The sequence below is a fragment of the Ensifer sp. Root278 genome (assembly GCF_001429285.1).
Classification (GTDB): domain Bacteria; phylum Pseudomonadota; class Alphaproteobacteria; order Rhizobiales; family Rhizobiaceae; genus Ensifer.
Window position 1 is genome coordinate 59,227 of record NZ_LMJJ01000005.1, and the last position, 21,664, is coordinate 80,890.

Sequence of the window (21,664 nt, forward strand, 5' to 3'; positions counted from 1 at the left end):
TAAAGTTGATGATTTTGCGGGCGAAAGCTGCGGAAGTTTTGGTTTTTCTGGCTCTAAAAGCGTCAAATCGATTTTATCGGGGAAGTTTTTGCCGAAGTCGCGTTTTTTAGCTTTCCTTTTTGTTTGAAAAAGGTATGGAATCGATCAAACACAGCGCTCAAAATGAGCTCAAAAAACAAGAGACCGGACCTTCAAGGATCTGGTCCAGGGGAAGATTGATGGAGTATTTCGTCCAGCAGCTCGTCAACGGGCTGACTCTTGGGTCTATTTATGGTATGATCGCAATCGGTTATACCATGGTCTACGGCATCATTGGCATGATCAACTTCGCCCACGGCGATATCTTCATGCTCGGCGGCTTTGCTGCTTTGATTGTCTTTCTGCTTCTCACCTCATTTATAGCAGGCGTGCCGGTTGTACTTGCGCTTTTGCTTATGATGGTCGTGGCTATGCTCGCGGCGTCGCTGTGGAACTGGACGATCGAGAAGGTGGCCTACCGGCCACTGCGCGGGTCATTCCGGCTGGCGCCGCTGATCACCGCAATCGGCATGTCGATCGTGTTGTCGAACTTCATCCAGGTGACGCAGGGACCGCGCAACAAGCCGATCCCGCCGCTCGTCTCGTCCGTCTATGAGGTTTTCGGCATCTCCATTTCGCTGAAGCAGATCATCATCATCATCATCACGGCGATCCTGCTTTCCGTCTTCTGGTACATCGTCAACAGGACGCCGCTTGGTCGTGCACAGCGCGCCACCGAGCAGGATCGCAAGATGGCGGCTCTGCTCGGCGTCGACGTCGATCGTACGATCTCGGTGACCTTCATCATGGGTGCGGCACTCGCTGCTGTCGCGGGAACCATGTACCTGATGTATTACGGCGTGGTCGTTTTTACCGACGGCTTCGTTCCCGGGGTCAAGGCATTCACCGCCGCCGTTCTCGGAGGCATTGGCTCGCTGCCGGGCGCTGTTTTGGGCGGACTTCTGATCGGCCTGATCGAGTCCCTGTGGTCGGCCTATTTCACCATCGACTACAAGGACGTTGCGACATTCTCCATTCTCGCAATCGTTCTGATCTTCAAGCCGTCGGGTATTCTCGGACGACCGGAAGTCGAGAAGGTATAATTCAATGGCAAACATTGCTTCTACAACTGCAAGCGCCGGCACTGAGGTGACGGCGCGGGCCCTGCGCGAGTCTGTCTTCGCGGGCCTCATCACGCTCGGACTGTTCGTGCTGTTCGTCGGCCTCAAGACCGACCAGAACATCCGCAACGAGCTGATCCTGACACAACGTTGGGGCCTGCTGGCGATCTTCGTGATCATCGCCATGGTTGGCCGCTTCCTCATGGTCGCCTATGTCCAGCCGCGGCTTGCCCAGCGAAAGGCTGCCAAAGCGGCGGCGCCGGAAGTTGCCAAGGAGGAAAGCTTCTTCAGCCGCAATTTCTCGACGATTGCGATACTTGCCTTGATCCTTTATCCGCCGGTCATCGTCGCGCTAACCGGTGTTCAGGGCTCGCTGAAATGGGTGGACAATTTCGGCATCCAGATCCTGATCTATGTGATGCTCGCCTGGGGCCTGAACATCGTCGTCGGCCTCGCCGGCCTGCTGGACCTCGGTTACGTCGCTTTCTACGCAGTTGGTGCCTATTCCTACGCGCTGCTCTCCACCTATCTGGGCCTGTCCTTCTGGGTGTTGTTGCCGGTGGCCGGCCTCCTCGCCGCCTGCTGGGGCGTGGTCCTCGGCTTCCCGGTGCTGCGTCTGCGCGGAGACTATCTGGCGATCGTCACGCTCGCCTTTGGCGAAATCATCCGTCTTGTCCTGATCAACTGGACCGAGGTCACCAAAGGTACGTTCGGCGTGTCCGGCATTGCCAAGGCAACGCTGTTCGGCATCAAGTTCGATGCCTCCAAGGATGGCTTTGCCGCATTGATGGGGCTGCCGATCTCGTCGGTCTACTACAAGATCTTCCTATTCTACCTGATCCTCGGTCTTTGCTTGATCACGGCTTTCGTGACGATCCGCATGCGTCGGATGCCGATCGGGCGCGCCTGGGAAGCGCTGCGCGAAGATGAGATCGCTTGCAAGTCGCTTGGCATCAACACGGTTACCACCAAGCTGACGGCTTTCGCCATGGGCGCCATGTTCGGCGGCATCGCCGGGTCCTTCTTCGCAGTACGCCAGGGCTTCGTGTCGCCCGAATCCTTCGTGTTCCTCGAATCCGCAGTGATCCTCGCGATCGTCGTCCTCGGCGGCATGGGGTCGCTGACGGGCATTGCGATCGCAGCGATCGTCATGATCGGCGGTACCGAAATTCTGCGTGAGCTTGACTTCCTGAAGGCCGTCTTCGGACCGAACTTCACGCCGGAACTCTACCGCATGCTGATCTTTGGCCTGGCCATGGTCGTCGTCATGGTCTGGAAGCCGCGCGGCTTCGTTGGATCGCGTGAACCGACCGCGTTCCTGCGCGAACGCAAGGCCGTCTCCGGCAGCTTTACCAAGGAAGGGCATGGCTGATGGCCCTCGAGACCACGACGATGACAATGACACAAGATCCCATTCTCAAGGTTGAGCACCTGTCGATGCGCTTCGGCGGTCTGATGGCCATCAACGACTTCTCTTTCGAGGCCTATCGCGGCGACATCACCGCGCTGATCGGCCCGAACGGGGCAGGTAAGACGACGGTATTCAACTGCATCACCGGCTTCTACAAGCCGACGATGGGTATGATCACGATGAAGCAGAAGTCCGGAAAGGAGTATCTCCTCGAGCGGCTGCCGGACTTCGAGATCACCAAGCATGCAAAGGTGGCGCGTACGTTCCAGAACATCCGGATGTTCTCCGGCATGACCGTGCTCGAGAACCTGCTGGTCGCGCAGCACAACAAACTGATGCTGGCGTCGGGCTATACCGTGCTCGGGCTCCTTGGATTTCCTGCCTACCGGCAGGCCTCCAGGGAGGCGACTGAACTCGCCAAGCATTGGCTCGAAAAGGCATCGCTGATCGACCGGGCAGACGACCCTGCCGGGGACTTGCCCTACGGCGCGCAGCGGCGGTTGGAGATTGCTCGTGCCATGTGCACGGGACCGGAGTTGCTGTGCCTCGATGAGCCTGCGGCTGGCCTCAATCCGCGCGAATCGCATGCCCTCAATGAACTTTTGCAGGGCATCCGCAGCGACACCGGCACCTCCATCCTGCTGATCGAGCATGACATGTCCGTGGTCATGGAGATATCGGACCATGTCGTCGTGCTCGAATATGGGCAGAAGATCTCCGACGGCACCCCGGATTTCGTGAAGAACGATCCAAGGGTCATCGCGGCCTATCTAGGTGTCGAGGATGAAGAGGTTGAACAGGTGATCGAACAAATCGAGGAAATCGAAGGCGGGCAGGGAGGCACCAAGCAATGACTGCGCCGCTGCTGCAAGTGAAAGCCGTCGAAACCTACTACGGCAACATTCGGGCGCTGAGCGGCGTCGATGTCGAGGTCCATCGCGGAGAAATCGTTTCGCTGATCGGTGCCAACGGCGCGGGCAAGTCGACATTGATGATGACGATCTGCGGCAGCCCGCAGGCGCGCACCGGCACGGTGATGTTCGACGGCCATGACATCACGCGCCTGCCGACCCACGAAATCGCGCGTATGAGGATTGCCCAGTCGCCGGAAGGCCGCCGCATCTTCCCGCGCATGACGGTTTTCGAAAACCTGCAGATGGGGGCGAGCCTCGACAACCTGAAGCATTTCGACGAGGACGTGGAAAAGATCTTCAGGCTCTTTCCCCGGCTCAAGGAGCGTAAGGCGCAGCGCGGCGGCACGCTGTCAGGCGGCGAGCAGCAGATGCTCTCGATCGGCCGCGCGCTGATGGCACGGCCGAAGCTGTTGCTTCTCGACGAGCCGTCGCTTGGTCTCGCGCCGCTGATCGTCAAGGGCATCTTCGAAGCGATCAAGAAACTCAACAAGGAGGAAGGCCTGACCGTCTTCCTCGTCGAGCAGAACGCTTTCGGCGCGCTCAAGCTTTCGGACCGCGGCTATGTGATGGTCAACGGACGGGTGACGATGAGCGGCAGCGGCAGGGATCTGCTCGCCAATCCGGAAGTGCGCGCGGCCTATCTCGAAGGCGGCCGTCATTGATCGGCCGCATCTGGAGCAAGTGACATGCAGGGAATTCTCTACGAAGAAGCGTCGATCTGGCAGTTTCTTTTCATAAGCTGCGTGCTTGGCGGCTGGACCGCCTGGCGCACGGGCAAGAGCGTGGCCGAAAGTTGGCATAACGTTCCGCGGCTGCTGCTCTACGTGGCGTTGCTCGGGCTGGCGATCCGTTTCATCCATCACGCCCTCTTCGGCGGCACGATGTTCAGCCTGCAATACTATATCGTGGACACGATCGTGCTTTTGTTGTTTGCTACCGTAGCTTTCCGGTACTACCGGACCAAGCAAATGACCAAAATCTACTACTGGCTCTACGAGAAGGCTTCACCCTTCTCCTGGAAAACCAAATAAAGGGAACAGCGCGTGCCGGTCCGCCGCGGCCGGTGCGAAGGAAACACCGGCGCAACTATGGTGGGCATTGCGCAGGTTGATAACGAGACCCGCTCGAATATTTGGGAGTAACAAGAATGAAAAAATCTCTTCTGTCGGCCGTTGCGCTGACGGCAATGGTCGCCTTCAGCGGCACGGCCTGGGCTGATATTCTCGTTGGTGTCGCCGGCCCGCTGACTGGCCCGAACGCCGCCTTCGGTGCGCAGCTCCAGAAAGGTGCCGAACAGGCCGCTGCCGACATCAACGCCGCTGGCGGTATCAACGGGGAACAAATCAAGCTTGTGCTCGGCGACGACGTTTCGGACCCGAAGCAGGGCATCTCGGTCGCCAACAAGTTCGTCGCTGACGGTGTGAAGTTCGTCGTTGGTCACTTCAACTCCGGTGTGTCGATCCCGGCATCGGAAGTCTATGCCGAAAACGGCATCCTGGAGATCACGCCGTCTGCTACCAACCCGCAGTTCACCGAGCGCGGTATGTGGAACACGTTCCGCACCTGCGGCCGTGACGACCAGCAGGGCGCAGTTGCCGGCGCCTTCCTCGCCGCCAACCATAAAGACGCGAAGATCGCCGTCATTCATGACAAGACCCCCTATGGTCAGGGTCTTGCTGATGAAACCAAGAAGGCGATGAACGAAGCCGGCCTCACCGAAGCCCTCTATGAAGGTGTCAACATCGGCGACAAGGACTTCTCCGCACTGATCGCCAAGATGAAGGAAGCCGGCGTTTCGGTCGTCTACTGGGGCGGTCTGCACACCGAGGCCGGCCTGATCATGCGCCAGATGAAGGACCAGGGCCTGAAGGCAACGATGATGTCGGGTGACGGTATCGTTTCGAACGAACTGGCCTCGATCGCCGGCGACGCCGTCGACGGCACGCTGATGACCTTCGCGCCGGATCCGCGCAAGAACCCCGCTTCCAAGGAACTCGTCGAGAAGTTCCGTGCTGCCGGCTTCGAGCCGGAAGCCTATACGCTCTATTCCTACGCAGCTCTCCAGGTCATCGCAGAAGCTGCGAAGGCTGGCGGCACGACCGATGCGCAGGCGGTTGCCGAAGCGATCAAGGCCAAGGGTCCGTTCAAGACCGCGATCGGCGAACTCGGCTATGACGAAAAGGGCGACATCACCCGCCCGGACTACGTCATGTACACCTGGAAGAAGGGCGACGACGGCAAGTACACCTACTTCCAGAACGAGTAGTTCTGATTTCGGACCTCGCGTCCGATCTGTTAGGCCCGGCGAGCGATCGCCGGGCTTTTCTTTTTGGCGATGCCGAGAGTATCCCGCTTTCAAGTGGAGCCGCTGGAGGCGGAAAGATGCTCTACAATCGAAGTGCTACTGCATGTTTCCTTTAATCGTATCCGATTAAAGGACAAAAACATGCAGCAATTCAAAGTGCTGCAGCGACCTTTGCGCGTCTGATAAGACGCGCGGCGCTGTGGAGCGTCCTTTGTGCGTTCGTCTGAACGCTCGGCGCTCTAGAAACAAAGGCCAAGCATCCCTTCTGCGTTCATCTAGACTAGCGATGGGGCTTTGGCGCAGCGATTGGCTACTTCAGCAAGGTGTCTCGCAGTGACGAGACTTCGGCGCGCAACCGCTCGAGATCATCGGCGCCGAGTTTGGTTGCCTCAGTGAGGCCGCGCGGCACATCGACCGCCTTCCGGCGCAGTGCCTTGCCCATATCGGTCAATTGCACTCGGACCTGCCGCTCGTCTGTCTTATCCCGCACGCGGGCGATGTAGCCGGCGGCTTCGAGGCGCTTCAGCATCGGGGTGAGTGTGCTCGATTCCAGGAAGAGCCGTTCGCCGAGGCTGCCGACGGTCTGGTCGTCCTTTTCCCACAGCAGCACCATCACGAGATATTGCGGGTAGGTGAGGTCGAGTTCCTCCAGCAGAGGCTTGTAGATGCGCGTTAAGGCGTGGTTTGCGGAATAGACCGCAAAGCAGAGGAAACTATCGAGCGTCAGCATCGCATCGTCATCTTTGAGTTCGGTGCCAGTCATCGTTCTCTCCTGTCATTTCCTCAAAATAAATCGTTCGCGATATAATCGCAAGGCATTGACAGGTGTGCGACCGCATTATAAAGCTTTGTGCACGATCTAATCGATGGCGATTTAAGTTCGAATATATCGCGCACGATCTAATCGTTAATTATTTATCGGCAACGCGGCATGACCGCAGGGAAGAAGGAGCGTCTCCATGAGCAAGGCAGTCAGCAGGACCGAAACCAGCAGCATCTCCCGCCGTGATGTCCTCTCGGCCGCTTTCGGCGCTGCGGCGACCGCTGCAGCCGTATCGGCCGTCAACAGCCCGGCCAAGGCCGCCGACGTGTCAGCGGCAAGTAACAACCAGTCGAGCGCCGGTTCGCAAGGTGGGGGGATTTCGGGCAGCCGCATCATCACCCGCGATGGCGTCGAGATCTATTACAAGGACTGGGGCCCGAAGGATGGTCCGGTCGTCGTGCTCAGCCACGGCTGGCCGCTGTCGTCGGACAGCTGGGAAGCGCAGGCCTTCCACCTCGCCAACAATGGCCTCCGCGTCATCACCCATGACCGCCGTGGCCATGGCCGCTCGTCGCAGCCCTGGGACGGCAACGACATGGATCACTATGCCGACGACCTTGCCGATCTGATCAACGCGCTGGATCTGAAGGACATCTTCCTTGCCGGCTTTTCCACCGGCGGCGGCGAGATCAGCCGTTACATCGGCCGCCACGGCACGGGCCGCGTCGCCAAGGCCGGTTTGATCTCGGCGGTACCGCCGCTGATGGTCAAGACCGACAACAATCCCGGCGGCCTGCCGAAGGAAGTGTTCGACGGCCTGCAGGCGGCAAGCCTCAAGGATCGTTCGAAGCTCTACCGCGATATCGCCTCGGGCCCGTTCTTCGGCTTCAACCGCCCGGGCGCGGTTGCCTCTGTAGGCATGATCGACAGTTTCTGGCTGCAGGGCATGATGGGCGGTCACAAGAACACCTATGACTCGATCGTCGCCTTCTCGCAGACCGACTTTACCGAAGATCTGAAAAAGTTCGACGTGCCGACGCTGATCATCCATGGCGACGACGACCAGATCGTGCCGATCGATGCGGCCGCACGGGCCTCGAAGACGCTTGTCCCGCATGCCGAGCTCAAGGTTTATGCCGGTGCGCCGCATGGTATCACCGACACGCACAAGGATCAGCTCAACGCCGACCTGCTCGCCTTCGCCAAGGCTTGATGCGTTTGAAGTCACGGGAAGAGGCGCCTGCAACGGCGCCTCTTCTTCGCTTTTCGTGATAGGTGTTTCGCGTGTCGAGATGGCTGTCGCGTCGCGCCGTTTCGTGCACTATCTCTCGACGATTCTGTTCCGGAGGCAGGCATGAGCTCGAAACCCCGCATTCTCGTCACCCGTCGCTGGCCGGGGGCGGTGGAACAGGTGCTTGCCGAGCGGTTCGACGTCACCTTGAACGAAGGGGACGTGCCGATGACGGCCGAAGGGCTTGCCGATGCGCTCCGGACCTATGACGCCGTTCTCCCAACCGTTTCCGATCGGCTTCCGGCCGAACTCTTCGCCGGCGGCGGCCTCCGGGCGAAGATCCTTGGAAATTATGGCGTCGGCTACAACCACATCGACGTCGCGGCCGCCAAGGCCGCCAAGATCGTCGTGACCAACACGCCGGGTGTTCTGACCGATTGCACCGCCGACATTGCCATGACGCTGCTGCTTGCTGTCGCGCGCCGGGCGGGTGAGGGCGAACGCCAGGTACGCGCCGGCGAATGGACCGGATGGCGCCCGACCCACATGATCGGCGGCAAGGTCACCGGCAAGACGCTCGGGATCATCGGCTTTGGCCGCATCGGCAAGGCGATGGCCAAACGCTGCCACTTCGGCTTCGACATGGATGTCGTCTTCTACAACCGTTCGCGCATCGACCCGGCGGAAGCGAGCCGCTACGGCGCCCGTCAATTGGACACCGTCGAGGATGTACTGAAAGCTTCGGACTTCGTCTCGCTGCACTGCCCCGGTGGTGGCGAAAATCGGCATCTGATCAATGCGGAACGCTTGGCGCTGATGAAACCGGGCGCCTACCTCGTCAATACGGCGCGCGGCGATGTCATCGATGAAGCGGCCCTGGTTGCCGCTCTCGAAAACGGCGTCATTCGCGGTGCCGGCCTCGATGTCTTCGAGGCGGAGCCGAATGTGCCGGAGCGTCTGCGCAGGCTCGAAAATGTCGTGCTGCTCCCGCATCTCGGCAGTGCCACTGAGGAAACGCGGGTTGCCATGGGTATGAAGGTGGTCGTCAACGTCACCGCTTTCTTCGAGGGCCGCGAGCCACCGGATCGCGTGGCGTAAGCGGCTGCCTGTTTTCTGCGCAGCGCCTGCATGGAAATGCAGCATCCTGGCGATTTTCTTTGCAAAACAATAACTTGACTTGTCGTTCCGCGATGCGGACGATAGCGCGAAGGCAAGGCGACCGACCCAATGGGTGCAGCGCCAGGAATTAAAGGACACCGCTCGGCGGTCGAAACATGAACAAGGCAGCAAGCATCGCCCCGCAACGGGCCTGGGGGAAGGGGCGGCTGGTCGCCAAGGCGGCGCTCGGCCAAAGCCGCATTGCCGAGCTCTATCAGGAAGGCTGCGCCAAGATCCGGCTGCCGAAGACCTTCGACGCCTCCATGGAAGCGGTGCTGATCAATTCCTCCGGCGGCCTCACCGGCGGCGACCGCATGGTCTGGGAGGTTGCGGCAAGGGCCGGAACCGATGTGGCGGTGACGACGCAGGCCTGCGAGAAGATCTATAAGGCGAGCGCCGATACGGTCGAGGTGGCCACGCGTATCGAGGTTGCCGCCGGCGCGCGCGTCGACTGGCTGCCACAGGAGACGATCCTCTTCGACCGCGCCTCCCTGTCGCGTTCGCTGGAGGTGGAGCTTGCCGCGGACGCGACTTTCCTGGCGGTGGAGGCCGTTCTGCTCGGCCGCAAGGCGAGGGGCGAGGTGGTGCAAACCGGGCTCTTCCGCGATCGCTGGCGCATCCGCGCCGACGGCAAGCTGCTGCATGCGGACAATCTGGCACTTGCCGGAGAGATCGCCAGTCTCGGCCAGCGCCGGGCGGTGCTCGATGGCGCAGCCGCCTTTGCCACGCTCCTCTATGTCGGCCCCGATTGCGAGCCCTTGTTGCCGCGTCTTCGATCGCTCATTGACGGCGAGGCTGGCGTCGGCATCAGCCATTTTCAGGTCGATGGCCGTGACAAGCTGGTCGCCCGTTTCGTGGCGCCGGATGGGTTCGCGCTCAGAAAAATCCTCATCCCCGTTATTTCGCACTTGCGCAAGCAGAAGACTGTGCCGAAAGTCTGGGTTCTCTAGGTCATTTCACATTTTTATTGAAACAGTGAAATGATCTAACACGTTGAAACTTTGTAATTCCTGGCGGAAAATCGCTTCGCAGATTTCCTGGGAATTGCTTCACGAACAACCGGTGGCGACGCATGAATCTTACTCCGCGCGAAAAGGACAAATTGCTGATTTCCATGGCGGCCATGGTCGCGCGCCGGCGCCTGGAGCGCGGCGTGAAACTCAACCATCCCGAGGCGATCGCGCTGATCACCGATTTCGTCGTCGAAGGCGCTCGCGACGGGCGCTCGGTCGCCGAGCTGATGGAGGCGGGCGCCCAGGTGCTGACGCGCGATCAGGTGATGGAGGGCATCCCCGAGATGATCCACGACATCCAGGTCGAAGCGACATTCCCCGACGGTACCAAGCTCGTCACCGTTCACGAACCGATCCGCTAAACGAAGGAAACGCGGCCCTTTCCGGCCGTATCCCTCCAACCCTGATCTCAGGAGGCAAGCATGCTGGCTTTGCGCCCCAATTGCGAGTGCTGCGACAAGGATCTGCCGCCGGATAGCCGCGAGGCGATGATCTGTACTTTCGAATGCACCTTCTGCGTCGATTGTGTCGACGGAAAGCTCGGTGGCACCTGCCCGAATTGCGGCGGCGAATTCACCAGCCGGCCGGTGCGCCCGGCGGCCCTGCTTGAAAAATATCCGGCCTCCACCGAGCGGGTGCTGAAACCGCAGGGCTGCGCTGGTTCGAAGGCGGCTTGAGGAGAGAACCATGATCCCAGGAGAAATCATCGCGGCTGCCGGAGAGATCGAGCTCAATGCCGGCCTCGACACGACAACCATCGAGGTTGCCAATACCGGTGACCGCCCGATCCAGGTCGGCAGCCACTACCATTTCGCCGAAACCAATGCCGGGCTGAAGTTTGACCGGAAGGCCGCCTACGGCCAACGGCTCGACATTCCGGCTGGCACCGCCGTGCGGTTCGAACCGGGGCAGACGCGTCAGGTGACGCTGATCCCTCTTTCCGGCAAGCGCGAAGTCTATGGCTTCCGCCAGCAGGTGATGGGCAAGCTATGAACCGCCTCGCTGTACTTGCCATCGCTCTGGTCTTGCCGTTTGCGCCGGCTCTGGCGCAGGAGGACAAGGTCGACTGCCAGAATGCGGTGACGCAGATGGACATGAACATCTGCGCCAACAAGGACTACGAGGCGGCCGACACGGAACTGAACAAGGTCTACAAGCTGGCACTGGCAGCGACAAAGCAGCAGGACAAGGAACTCGCCGAGATCGATGCGAACTACGTTGGCGCGGAAGAGGCCCTGAAGAAGGCGCAGCGCGCCTGGATCGGTTACCGTGACGGCCAATGCGAGCTTTCGGGCTTCGAGGCCCGCGGGGGCTCGATGGAGCCGATGCTCGTCTCCGGTTGCCTCACCGAATTAACCAGGGCCCGGACGAAGGAACTCCAGGCCATTGTCGAGCCTGACGGAAACTAGACCTTGAGCGGCGGCCGCATCATCATGATCGTGGGCAATGGCGAAGTGCCTGACGGAGCTGGCACGGTGATCGATGCCGCCGATATCGTCGTGCGTTTCAACGATTGCCGTTCCGTCGGCCCCGGTGGCCACAAGACCGATATCGTCGCCGTCTGCAACACCGGGCGCCCCGGTCTCTCCATGCTCGGCGGTGGCCGCTGGAAGACGAGTGCGGCGGTGCGCCAGGCCCGCGAAATCTGGTGCGTCCGATCCGGCGCGAAGTTCGCCGCGATGCGGGCCGGGCTTGCCGAAACAAATCCGGATCTCGACGATTTCTGTGACGACTACACCATCGGTTTCGAAAGTTTCAGCCGCTCGACCAACCGCGGTTTTCGCGTCGTTCCGGTGGCAGTGCATGACCAGCTGGATCACGATCTCGGCGGCTTCTCACCTGATCCCTACGTCGTCCCATCCAGCGGCCTGATCGTCATTGCCGATATCCTGTCCAATATCGCGATGGCCGGTGACGACGTCGTTGTTGCCGGCTTCGGCCATGTCGGGTGGCAATGGCATCCCTTTGCCGCCGAGCGCCGCTATGTCGACGCGCTGGCGGCGAGCGGTCGCCTTCGCCGCCTCCACCCACTTTCTTCTTCGTCCCAAGGAGCCTGAACCATGCCCTACAAGATGTCGCGCGCGGCCTATGCCAACATGTTCGGCCCGACGGTCGGTGACAAGGTGCGGCTTGCGGACACCGAGCTCTTCATCGAGGTGGAGAAGGACTTCACCACCTATGGCGAGGAGGTGAAGTTCGGGGGTGGCAAGGTCATTCGCGACGGCATGGGGCAGAGCCAGACAACGCGCGCCGAGGGCGCCGTCGATACGGTCATCACCAATGCGCTGATCGTCGACCACTGGGGCATCGTAAAGGCGGATATCGGCCTCAAGGACGGGCGGATTGCGGGGATCGGTAAGGCCGGCAATCCGGATACGCAGCCGGGTGTCACCATCGTCGTCGGCCCAGGAACGGAAGTGATTGCGGGCGAAGGCAAGATCGTCACCGCCGGCGGCATGGACAGCCACATCCACTTCATATGCCCGCAGCAGATCGAGGAAGCGCTGGTCAGCGGGCTCACCTGCATGCTCGGCGGCGGCGCCGGGCCGGGACATGGCACGCTTGCCACCACCTGCACCTCCGGCCCGTGGCATCTCGCCCGCATGATCGAAGCGGCCGACGGCTTCCCGATGAACATCGCTTTTGCCGGCAAGGGCAATGCGTCGCGCCCGGGCGCGCTGGTCGAGATGGTGCTGGCCGGTGCCACCTCGCTGAAGCTGCACGAGGATTGGGGCTCGACGCCGGCGGCGATCGATTGCTGCCTGGGCGTGGCCGACGAATACGACGTGCAGGTGATGATCCACACCGACACATTGAACGAGAGCGGTTTCGTCGAGGACACGATCGCGGCGATCAAGGGCCGCACGATCCATGCCTTCCACACCGAAGGCGCCGGGGGCGGCCACGCGCCTGACATCATCAAGATCTGCGGCCAGCCGAACGTCATTCCGTCCTCGACCAATCCGACGCGGCCCTACACCAAGAATACGCTCGCCGAACACCTGGACATGCTGATGGTCTGCCATCACCTGTCGCCGTCGATCCCCGAAGATATCGCCTTTGCCGAAAGCCGCATCCGCAAGGAAACGATTGCCGCCGAAGACATCCTGCACGACATCGGCGCCTTCTCGATCATCTCCTCCGACAGCCAGGCCATGGGCCGCGTCGGCGAGGTGGCGATCCGCACCTGGCAGACCGCCGACAAGATGAAGCGCCAGCGTGGGCCCTTGCCGCAGGAAACCGGCGACAACGACAATTTCCGGGTGAAGCGCTATATCGCCAAATACACGATCAACCCGGCGATTGCCCACGGGCTCAGCCACGAGATCGGTTCGCTGGAGGTTGGCAAGCGCGCCGATCTCGTCATCTGGAACCCGGCCTTCTTTGGCGTGAAGCCGGACTTCGTGCTGCTCGGCGGCTCGATCGCCATGGCGCCGATGGGTGATCCGAACGCGTCCATCCCGACGCCGCAGCCGGTACATTACCGGCCGATGTTTGCCGCCTACGGCAAGAACCGCACGAGTTCGTCGGTCACCTTCGTGTCGCAGGCATCGCTCGATGCCGGTCTTGCCGCCAGGCTCGGCGTTGCAAAGCAGCTGGTGGCCGTCAGGAACACCCGCGGCGGTATCGGCAAGGCGTCCATGATCCACAACAGCCTGACGCCGCATATCGAGGTTGATCCGGAGACTTATGAGGTACGCGCCGACGGCGAGTTGCTGACCTGCGAGCCGGCGACGATCGTGCCGATGGCGCAGCGCTATTTCCTGTTTTGAGCAAGCAGAGACGGAGGATGAAGCGCGGCCTGAAATGGGCCTTCTTCGGCCTGCTGGCTGCGGTCCTGGCGGTCGTTCTCGGAACGCTGCTGCCGCGGCCGCTCTTGCCGGTTTCCGCCGCTGCGGCGGGAGCAGGGACGACGCGCATCCTGGTGCTCTCGGGCCCCATCCACACGGATATCGCCGTGCCCTTGACGGAGGAAACGAGGGCGCGGTTCGGCTTCATCGAAGCGGCCGGCGTGCCGCTCAATCATCCGCAGGCACAATGGCTGATCTTCGGCTGGGGCGGGCGCTCCTTCTATCTGGAAACGCCGACCTGGTCGGAGCTGAAGGCCATGCCGGTCTTCAAGGCGCTGACGCTCGACCGCTCGGTCATGCATGTGGATATCGCCGGCCGGATCGTCGAGCCGCAAGCCTCCGTTGCCAGCTTCGAACTGGACGCGGCCGGATATGAACGACTGCTTGGCTTCATTGCCGAGAGTTTCATACGCGACGCCGGGACTGTCGTTCCGGTCGACGGCTTCTCCTACAATGGCAATGACCGCTTCTTCGAAGCCGAGGGCAGGTTCAACGCGCTCTTCGGCTGCAACACATGGACAGCGCGGGCGCTGCGTGAGGCGGGCTTGAGAACCGGCCTATGGAACCCGGTTCCGCCGAGCCTCGGACTATCCTTGCGCATCCACAATTGAGGTGTCACGCAGCCATGCGATCATCGCATGGCTGCCATGCCCGCATGTGAATCGAGGCCTTTCGTGCTGCGCCGCAGCGCAATATCCGATAGGAAAGCGGCTGATCGTTCTCGGTTGTCAGAAATCCTCCCAAGACCTGCCGACCGAGAGCCGAACGAGAGCGGGATGCGGAAACGTGTTTGCGGTTTTCCGCCGGCATCCCGCTCTAACTTGATGGATGTGATCACGTTCATGGTTTTGGGTCGAGCCGGTCCACATTCATCGTGATCCAAAGGAGATGACGATGCTTGGCAGAAAAGTACCCGCTGTAACGTTCCGCACCCGCGTTCGCGACGAGGCCGTTGGCGGCCCGAATCCGTTCCGCTGGGAGGACGTGTCCTCCGACAATTACTTCGCCGGCAAGCGCGTCGTGCTGTTCTCGCTGCCGGGCGCATTCACGCCGACCTGCTCGACCTACCAGTTGCCTGATTTCGAAAAGCTGACGGCCGACTTCCGCGCCGAAGGCATTGACGAAATCTACTGCATCTCGGTCAACGACGCCTTCGTCATGAATGCCTGGGGCAAGTCGCAGGGCCTCGAAAACGTCAAGCTGATCCCGGACGGTTCGGGCGAGTTCACCCGCAAGATGGGCATGCTCGTTGCCAAGGACAATCTCGGCTTCGGCATGCGCTCCTGGCGCTACGCCGCCGTCGTCAACAACGGCGTCGTGGAGCAGTGGTTCGAGGAAGAAGGCTACTCCGACAATTGCGACAGCGACCCCTACGGCGTTTCCTCGCCGCAGAACATTCTGGAGACGCTGAAGTCTCAGAAGCTTGCTGCCTGATGCGGCCAGAACGCTTCTTTTTCTGAATTGAAAAAGCCCGAAAATCGGATCCGGTCTTCGGGCTTTTTGTTGTTCGGGAGCTGCATGCCAGATGGTTGAAAACCGGCTCTGCGACTGGCGCAGAAGCGAATTCTTGATACACTGGCGGGCACAAAAGATATCGAGGGTTCAATGGTTTACATTATCGCCTACCTGACCGCGCACAAGGGCAAGGGAGATGACGTCGTGTCGCTGGCAGCACCGCTGATCGAGGCCACGCGCCGCGAGGCCGGCTGCATCAGCTACGACCTCTACCGCAAGCCTGCCGATCCGGACGCGCTGGTGTTCGTCGAGACCTGGAAGGACAAGGCGGCTGTCGATGCGCATTTCGAAGAGCCGCATCTGAAAGCCTTCCAGGCAGCCATGGCCGATCTGCTCATCGAGGCGCGCATCGAGCTTGTGTCGCCGGAAAAGGTCGAGGTGCTCTGAAGATGCCGTACCGCTCCACCCAGGTGCTTTCGCCGGGCCCAGCCGGCACGACTCCGCTTCACAGCGTGACGCTTGCGCACGACGCCCGTCATCTTCGCCGCAAGTTGCTGCACCTCGAAAACGACGATGTGGTGATGCTCGACCTCAAGGAAGCGGTGATGCTCGCCGATGGCGACCTTCTGGTGCTCGAAGGCGGCGGCTATATCCGGATCGTTGCCGCACCAGAAATGCTCTTCGAAATCTGTCCGCGTGATCCGCTGCATCTCATCGAACTCGCCTGGCATCTCGGCAATCGCCATCTGCCTGCGCAGATCGAGCCGAACCGCATTCTGATTGCCCGCGATCCGGTCATCCGCCAGATGCTCGAAGGCTTGGGCGCGCAGGTGAGCGAGGTTTCGGAACCCTTCCAGCCGCTGCGCGGCGCCTACCACGCCGGCGGTCACAACCATGGCCACAGCCATCACCATCATGGCTGAGCGGCTCGATACGCAAGCTCTGCTTCGCCTGGTGACTTGGATGTCTCCGGCCTTCCCGGTCGGTGCCTTCTCCTATTCCAGCGGGCTTGAACAGGCGGTTCATGATCGCCTCATCACCGATGCGGAGGAGCTTCGCTCCTGGTTGGAGACAGTCCTTTGCCACGGCTCCGGCTGGAACGATGCGCTGCTTTTTGCCGAGAGCTATCGTGCCGTCAATGACAGCGTCCGGCTGGCCGCGGTCGCAGACCTTGCCGAAGCTCTGGCGGGAAGCCGCGAGCGGCATACGGAAACCACGTTGCAGGGCCAGGCGTTTCTGGTGGCTGCGCGGTCATGGCCGCACCCGGTTCTTGATGCGCTCCCGGAGACCGTCTATCCCGTGGCGGTCGGTGCCGTCGCGGGCGCCCATGAAACGGGCCTCGAACCTGCGCTTGCCGCCTTTCTCAACGCCGCCGTTTCGAATGCCGTTTCGGTGGTGATCCGCTGCGGCGTCATCGGCCAGCGGGATGGCGTCGGCGTGATCGCGGCGCTCGAACCGATCATCGCGGCGACGGCAGGCAAAGCGGCCAACGCCTCGCTCGACGATCTGGGTTCGGCCACGATCATGGCGGATATTTCGGCCTTGAAACACGAAACCCTGCATTCTCGGCTCTTCCGATCCTAGGAAGAGACCCCTTGAAAGGACATCCAGATGGCATCGAAGAACGGTCCCCTTCGTATCGGCATCGGCGGGCCGGTGGGCTCGGGCAAAACGGCGCTGACCGACAAGCTCTGCAAGGCGATGCGGGAGAAGTATTCCGTCGCCGTCGTCACCAACGATATCTATACCAAGGAAGATGCCGAAGCATTGGTGCGCATGCAGGCCCTGCCGTCCGACCGCATCGTCGGCGTCGAGACCGGCGGCTGCCCGCACACGGCGATCCGCGAGGACGCGACGATCAACCTGCAGGCAATTGCCGATCTCAACCGGCGTATCCCTGATCTCGACGTCGTCTTCATCGAATCCGGCGGCGACAATCTCGCGGCGACCTTTTCGCCCGACCTTGCCGATCTGACGATCTATGTCATTTCCGTCTGCCAGGGCGAGGAGATCCCGCGCAAGGGCGGGCCGGGCATCACGAAGTCCGATCTGCTCGTCATCAACAAGAAGGATCTGGCTCCCTATGTCGGGGCCGATCTCGACGTCATGCAGCGGGATGCGACGCGGATGCGGGCGGAAAAGCCCTTCGTGTTCACGGACATGAAACGCGGAGACGGCATCAACCGAATCGTCGATTTCCTGACGCTGCACGGCGGGCTGTGATGCCGCCAGGCTTCTGACAGCCGAATCTTGGTCGGCGCGTCAGAAGCGTTCGAGCGCCTGCCGGTCGTGAATCTCGATCACGCGGCCCTTGACCGTCACGCCCGAGCGGCGAAGTGCCGAGAAAGCGCGCGAGAGTGCTTCCGGCGCCAGGCCGAGCTTGCCGGCCAGCACATTCTTCTGGAAGGGCAGGCGGAAGGAAAAGTTCGTGATGCCGTCCGGGCAGTTCCCGAGAATATAGCTCGCGACCCGCTGCGGGGCCGTCAGCAGCCGGTCTTCCGCCAGGCAATCTTCCGCCATTTGCGCGTGCCGGCACAGTAGCAGCATCAACGCGTCGGCGACTTCAGGCGTTTGCTCGGCGAGTTTGCGCAGCTTGCGGCTGTCGATGCGGGCGAGCATCGTCGTCTCGATCGTCTGGGCGTTGGCCGTGGCGCGGTTGCCGAGGAACATGGCGCTTTCACCGAAAAGCTCACCTCGCGGAAACACGGCGATATCCGCCTCGCGTCCGTCCTTGCCCAGCCGGTAGAGACGCACCAGGCCGGAAAGAACGAAAAAGACGTGATCGAGCGGCTCGCCTTGGCCAAAGAGGATGTCGTGCTCCTCGTGGGTTGAAACGACCACATCCTCCAGAATTGCGTTCGTTGCCGCCATCGGCAGCTTCCCGAAGAAGCAAGAACCGAGCAGCACCGCCCTATCGTTCGAGTTCAATCGCAACGTCTTCATCACACCCGTCCTGAGTAAGATCCAAGTGCAAGGTAATAAAGCTTGGCGGAAGGTGGTTTGACCTCGATCAAATAAGAATGACAAAAAGCCCGCGCTTGCAGGGCGCGGGCTCGTTCCTGGATTGTGACAGTCCCGGGCGAAGCGCCGCTTCAGACCTGGCCTATTCGGCGGCGAGCGCCGGATGGTTGATGACCTTGCCGCCGGGTCGTCCCTTGCTCTGGTCCGATTCCAGCGTCTTCAGCCGGTCTTCCAGGCCTTCGATCGTCTTGCTCTGCTCATGCACCAGACCCGTCAGGGCTTCGCGGTCGAGCGGAAGGTTCTCTTCGTCCTTCTGGCCGACGAACCGCCCGAAGAGGCGGGCGAGTAGCCGCGAGAGGTCGTCCATGATCAGGAAGAACGACGGCACGATCACCAGGCTCAGCACCGTCGAAACGATGATGCCACCGATCACGGCGGTCGCCATCGGCGCGCGGAACGAGCCGCCTTCGCCGACGCCAAGCGCGGAGGGCAGCATGCCCGCCGACATGGCGATCGAGGTCATGATGATCGGACGGGCGCGTTTGCGGCCGGCCTCGATCATTGCCATCTGGCGGTCCATGCCGTGGTGCATCATCTCAATGCCGAAATCGACGAGCAGGATCGCGTTCTTGGTGACGATGCCCATCAGCATCAGAATGCCGATCAGCACCGGCATGGACAGCGCGTTCTGCGTCAGGATCAGCGCCGCAGCAACGCCGCCGATCGCGAGTGGCAGCGAGAACAGGATGGTGAACGGCTGGATCACGTCCTTGAACAGCAGGATCAGCACCACCAGCACCAGCATCAGCCCAAGCAGCATGGCGTTGCCGAAGCTCTGCTGCATCTCCGCCTGAACCTCAGCGTCACCGCTTTCGAGGAACTCGACGGACTTCGGCAAACCGGCCTGGCCGGCGATCTGCTTGAAGCGGTCCGAGGCGGTATTCAGTGCGACGCCGACCGGCAGGTCCGCCCCAAGCGTCACGACGCGGTTGCGGTCGTAGCGCTTGATCGAGCTCGGACCTTCCGAATAGTTGATGTCGGCAACACTCGAGAGCGGCACCGTCGTGCCCGAAGCGGTCGTGATCTTCAGGTTGCGGATGGCGGCGATATCGGTGCGGAAATCGCGGTTGATCTGAACGCGGATCGGGATCAGGCGGCCGTCGAGCGCGATCTTGGTCAAAGCCGCATCGATATCGCCGATGGTGGCCACACGGATCACTTCGGAGATCTGCGCCGTGGTGATGCCGAGGCGCGACATCTGCTCGTCACGCGGACGGATCTGCAGTTCCGGGCGCGGAAGCGCCCCGTCTGGGCTGACATTGGCCAGCAGCGGGTCGCTCCGCAGCTTGCCTTCCAACGTCGCCACCGCCTGGTCGAGATCGGCCTCGTTGTTGGAGAGCAGGTTGAAGGAGAGATCGCGCTCACCGCGGTCGTTGAGCTTGATGACCCGGACGTCCGGTATGTCACGGACGCGGGCGAAGATTTCCTTCTCGATCTGCGACTGAGGGATGATGCGACCAGCGGGGGCCATCTTCGGTAGGTAGGGGCCGATCAGTGGCGTGCGGCCGATGACGTCGTTGACGATCTTGTTTACGAGCGAATGGTCGAGCTTTTTCAGAAGCACCGTCACGGTCGCGCGGCGCAATTCCAGGTCGCCCTTCGGCGAAGCGCCACCAAGGACGAATATGTTGTCGACCCCTTCGATATTCTTGACCCGGTTGTAGATCTCCGTGGTCGTTCGGTCGGTGTCCTCGAGCATGGCGTCCGGCGGCAGCTCGATCGACAGGCTGACGCGCGAGGCGTCTTCCGGCGGCAGGAAACTGCCGGGCACATAGAGGATCAGCGCGAATACCGACCCAACGGAGAAGGCGATCGCGGCAAGCAGCGTCAGGTAGCGCGTGTACCAGTAGTGTGTCGTGGCGCGCACGAGACGCGTGTAGTTGCACATCATGAAGCCGTCTTCGTCGTGGCGACTGCTGCCTGCGTCCGAGGGACGCATCAGGTAGGCCGCCATAACCGGCGTGATCAGGCGGGCGACGAGCAGCGAGAAGAACACTGCGACGGCAACCGTCAGACCGAACTGGATGAAGTACTGGCCAGGAATGCCCGGCATGAAGGACACAGGCACGAAGACGGCGATGATCGTGAAGGTCGTCGCGATAACCGCCAGACCGATCTCATCCGCTGCCTCGATCGACGCGCGATAGGGCGACTTGCCCATGTGGATGTGCCGCTCGATGTTCTCGATCTCGACGATCGCGTCGTCGACGAGGATACCGGTTGCGAGCGTCATCGCGAGGAAGCTGACGAGGTTCAGCGAGAAGCCGAGCAGGTCCATGATCCAGAAGGTCGGGATCGCCGAGAGCGGCAGCGCCACGGCCGAGATCAGCGTGGCGCGCCAATTGCGCAGGAAGAGCATGACGACGATGACGGCGAGCAGTGCGCCCTCCATCAGCGTGTGCAGCGCTGCCTCGTAGTTGCCGTAGGTGAAGTAGACGGAATCGTCGACCATCTCGATGGTGACATCGGGATTGGCAGCACGGATCTTTTCGAGCGATTTGGCGACGGTCTCCGCGACGCTCACTTCGCTAGCGCCCTTGGCGCGGAAGACCGCAAAGGTCACGCCGGGATTGCCGTTGAAGCGCGAGAAGGAGCGTGGCTCCTCATAGGTGTCGGTGACTGTGCCGAGATCAGAGAGGCGCACGAAGCGACCGCTCGGCACCGAGATCATCGTGTTGGCGAGCTGGTCGACGTTGCGGGTGTCGCCGAGGGTACGGATAGCCTGCTCGCTGCCGCCGACCTGGCCGCGGCCGGAGCCGAGGTCCATGTTCATGCGGCGGAGCTGGCCGTTGACGTCGGCGGCGGTGATGCCGAGCGAATTCAGCTTGTCTTCGTTGAGCTCGACCCGAACCTCGCGGTCGGCGCCACCATAGCGGTCGACACGGCCGATGCCCTTCTTGCCCTGGATCTCGCGCTTGATGACGTCATCCACGAACCAGGAGAGCTCTTCCAGCGACATGCCGGGGGCGGAGACGGAGAAGGTCTGGATCGCCTGGCCCTCGACGTCGACCTTGGAGACGATCGGCTCCTCGATCGAGGTGGGGAGATCGCTGCGGATGCGGTCGATCGCGTCCTTGACGTCCTGCACCGCCTGGGTCGTCGGCACTTCCATGCGGAAGATGACGGCGGTCGTCGACGTGCCGTCATTGATCGTCGACTGGATATGGTCGACGCCGGTGACGCTCGCGACCGCGTCCTCGATTTCCTTGGTGACCTGCGTTTCAAGCTCGGCCGGCGATGCGCCGCTCTGCGTCACGTTGATCGAGACGATCGGCACATCGATGTTGGGGAAACGGGTGATCGGCAGCGATACGAAGGACTGATAGCCGAGCACCATCAGAACGACGAAGGCAAGGATCGGTGCGATCGGATTGCGTATGGACCAGGCTGAGAAGTTCATGGT

General features: G+C 61.4%; 24 protein-coding genes. 21 read left to right on the forward strand and 3 right to left on the reverse strand.

Translation table 11 applies throughout. The features are described from left to right. The first annotated feature begins 218 nt into the window (after nt 1-218). The 6 genes from ASE60_RS06970 to ASE60_RS06995 all read left to right on the forward strand — a co-directional run bounded on the left by ASE60_RS06970 (nt 219) and on the right by ASE60_RS06995 (nt 5,730). Nucleotides 219-1,121, forward strand: a complete 903-nt coding sequence (locus ASE60_RS06970; protein WP_053248038.1) for a branched-chain amino acid ABC transporter permease — start codon at nt 219-221, stop codon at nt 1,119-1,121. A gap of 4 nt (nt 1,122-1,125) precedes the next feature. After that, nucleotides 1,126-2,511 carry a high-affinity branched-chain amino acid ABC transporter permease LivM gene (gene livM / locus ASE60_RS06975; protein ID WP_057249022.1) on the forward strand — a complete coding sequence of 462 codons (1,386 nt, stop codon included), beginning with the start codon at nt 1,126-1,128 and terminating at the stop codon, nt 2,509-2,511. Then, a complete protein-coding gene (locus ASE60_RS06980; RefSeq protein ID WP_057249023.1) occupies nt 2,511-3,404 on the forward strand; it encodes an ABC transporter ATP-binding protein in 894 nt (297 codons plus the stop codon). The genes livM and ASE60_RS06980 overlap by 1 nt, the downstream gene beginning before the upstream one ends. Continuing rightward, nucleotides 3,401-4,126, forward strand: a complete 726-nt coding sequence (locus ASE60_RS06985; RefSeq protein ID WP_057249024.1) for an ABC transporter ATP-binding protein — start codon at nt 3,401-3,403, stop codon at nt 4,124-4,126. The genes ASE60_RS06980 and ASE60_RS06985 overlap by 4 nt, the downstream gene beginning before the upstream one ends. A 24-nt stretch (nt 4,127-4,150) precedes the next feature. After that, nucleotides 4,151-4,495: a DUF6867 family protein gene (locus ASE60_RS06990; RefSeq protein WP_057249025.1), complete on the forward strand. Its 345-nt coding sequence runs from the start codon at nt 4,151-4,153 to the stop codon at nt 4,493-4,495. Between the two features lie 116 nt (nt 4,496-4,611). Then, nucleotides 4,612-5,730: a branched-chain amino acid ABC transporter substrate-binding protein gene (locus ASE60_RS06995; protein WP_057249026.1), complete on the forward strand. Its 1,119-nt coding sequence runs from the start codon at nt 4,612-4,614 to the stop codon at nt 5,728-5,730. 349 nt (nt 5,731-6,079) lie between these two features. Here ASE60_RS06995 and ASE60_RS07000 read toward each other — a convergent pair whose 3' ends face one another. Beyond that, nucleotides 6,080-6,532 carry a MarR family transcriptional regulator gene (locus ASE60_RS07000; RefSeq protein WP_057249027.1) on the reverse strand — a complete coding sequence of 151 codons (453 nt, stop codon included), beginning with the start codon at nt 6,530-6,532 and terminating at the stop codon, nt 6,080-6,082. A 196-nt stretch (nt 6,533-6,728) separates the two neighbouring features. Between ASE60_RS07000 and ASE60_RS07005 the strand changes: the two genes are divergently transcribed. The 15 genes from ASE60_RS07005 (at nt 6,729) to ureG (ending at nt 17,463) form a co-directional block, all read left to right on the forward strand. Then, complete coding sequence (locus ASE60_RS07005; protein WP_057249028.1) at nt 6,729-7,745, forward strand: alpha/beta hydrolase; 1,017 nt, start codon at nt 6,729-6,731, stop codon at nt 7,743-7,745. A 141-nt stretch (nt 7,746-7,886) separates the two neighbouring features. Then, nucleotides 7,887-8,861, forward strand: a complete 975-nt coding sequence (locus ASE60_RS07010; RefSeq protein WP_057249029.1) for a D-glycerate dehydrogenase — start codon at nt 7,887-7,889, stop codon at nt 8,859-8,861. A 176-nt stretch (nt 8,862-9,037) separates the two neighbouring features. After that, a complete protein-coding gene (locus tag ASE60_RS07015) occupies nt 9,038-9,871 on the forward strand; it encodes an urease accessory protein UreD (protein ID WP_057249030.1) in 834 nt (277 codons plus the stop codon). 122 nt (nt 9,872-9,993) lie between these two features. Then, a complete protein-coding gene (locus tag ASE60_RS07020; RefSeq protein ID WP_057249031.1) occupies nt 9,994-10,296 on the forward strand; it encodes an urease subunit gamma in 303 nt (100 codons plus the stop codon). 60 nt (nt 10,297-10,356) lie between these two features. After that, nucleotides 10,357-10,611, forward strand: a complete 255-nt coding sequence (locus ASE60_RS07025; protein ID WP_057249032.1) for a DUF1272 domain-containing protein — start codon at nt 10,357-10,359, stop codon at nt 10,609-10,611. 10 nt (nt 10,612-10,621) lie between these two features. Next, nucleotides 10,622-10,927: an urease subunit beta gene (locus ASE60_RS07030; RefSeq protein ID WP_057249033.1), complete on the forward strand. Its 306-nt coding sequence runs from the start codon at nt 10,622-10,624 to the stop codon at nt 10,925-10,927. Continuing rightward, nucleotides 10,924-11,343 carry a lysozyme inhibitor LprI family protein gene (locus ASE60_RS07035; RefSeq protein ID WP_057249034.1) on the forward strand — a complete coding sequence of 140 codons (420 nt, stop codon included), beginning with the start codon at nt 10,924-10,926 and terminating at the stop codon, nt 11,341-11,343. Before ASE60_RS07030 ends, ASE60_RS07035 begins: the two co-directional genes overlap by 4 nt. A gap of 3 nt (nt 11,344-11,346) precedes the next feature. Continuing rightward, nucleotides 11,347-11,991: a Urease operon accessory protein gene (locus ASE60_RS07040; protein WP_093234875.1), complete on the forward strand. Its 645-nt coding sequence runs from the start codon at nt 11,347-11,349 to the stop codon at nt 11,989-11,991. 3 nt (nt 11,992-11,994) lie between these two features. Then, on the forward strand, nt 11,995-13,707 hold the full coding sequence (gene ureC, locus ASE60_RS07045; protein ID WP_057249035.1) for an urease subunit alpha: 1,713 nt from the start codon (nt 11,995-11,997) through the stop codon (nt 13,705-13,707). Between the two features lie 17 nt (nt 13,708-13,724). Continuing rightward, on the forward strand, nt 13,725-14,396 hold the full coding sequence (locus ASE60_RS07050) for a TIGR02117 family protein (RefSeq protein ID WP_057249036.1): 672 nt from the start codon (nt 13,725-13,727) through the stop codon (nt 14,394-14,396). Nucleotides 14,397-14,679: 283 nt separating this feature from the next. Beyond that, nucleotides 14,680-15,219 (forward strand): peroxiredoxin, encoded by a 540-nt coding sequence (locus ASE60_RS07055; RefSeq protein WP_057249037.1) that lies wholly within the window; start codon nt 14,680-14,682, stop codon nt 15,217-15,219. A 171-nt stretch (nt 15,220-15,390) separates the two neighbouring features. Then, nucleotides 15,391-15,687 (forward strand): putative quinol monooxygenase, encoded by a 297-nt coding sequence (locus tag ASE60_RS07060; protein ID WP_082615759.1) that lies wholly within the window; start codon nt 15,391-15,393, stop codon nt 15,685-15,687. 2 nt (nt 15,688-15,689) lie between these two features. After that, entirely contained in the window at nt 15,690-16,163 is a 474-nt protein-coding gene (gene ureE / locus ASE60_RS07065) for an urease accessory protein UreE (RefSeq protein WP_057249039.1), read from the forward strand. Further along, nucleotides 16,156-16,824 (forward strand): urease accessory protein UreF, encoded by a 669-nt coding sequence (locus tag ASE60_RS07070; RefSeq protein ID WP_057249126.1) that lies wholly within the window; start codon nt 16,156-16,158, stop codon nt 16,822-16,824. The genes ureE and ASE60_RS07070 overlap by 8 nt, the downstream gene beginning before the upstream one ends. 27 nt (nt 16,825-16,851) lie before the next feature. Continuing rightward, a complete protein-coding gene (gene ureG, locus ASE60_RS07075) occupies nt 16,852-17,463 on the forward strand; it encodes an urease accessory protein UreG (RefSeq protein WP_057249040.1) in 612 nt (203 codons plus the stop codon). A 39-nt stretch (nt 17,464-17,502) separates the two neighbouring features. Here the strand turns inward: ureG and ASE60_RS07080 are convergent, their stop codons facing one another. Together ASE60_RS07080 and ASE60_RS07085 are read right to left on the reverse strand one after the other, a co-directional pair. Further along, the gene (locus ASE60_RS07080) at nt 17,503-18,183 is read right to left on the reverse strand and encodes a Crp/Fnr family transcriptional regulator (protein WP_057249041.1); all 681 of its coding nucleotides are present in this window, start codon (nt 18,181-18,183) and stop codon (nt 17,503-17,505) included. Nucleotides 18,184-18,343: 160 nt separating this feature from the next. Then, a complete protein-coding gene (locus ASE60_RS07085; protein WP_057249042.1) occupies nt 18,344-21,661 on the reverse strand; it encodes an efflux RND transporter permease subunit in 3,318 nt (1,105 codons plus the stop codon). Between the last annotated feature and the right edge of the window lie 3 nt (nt 21,662-21,664).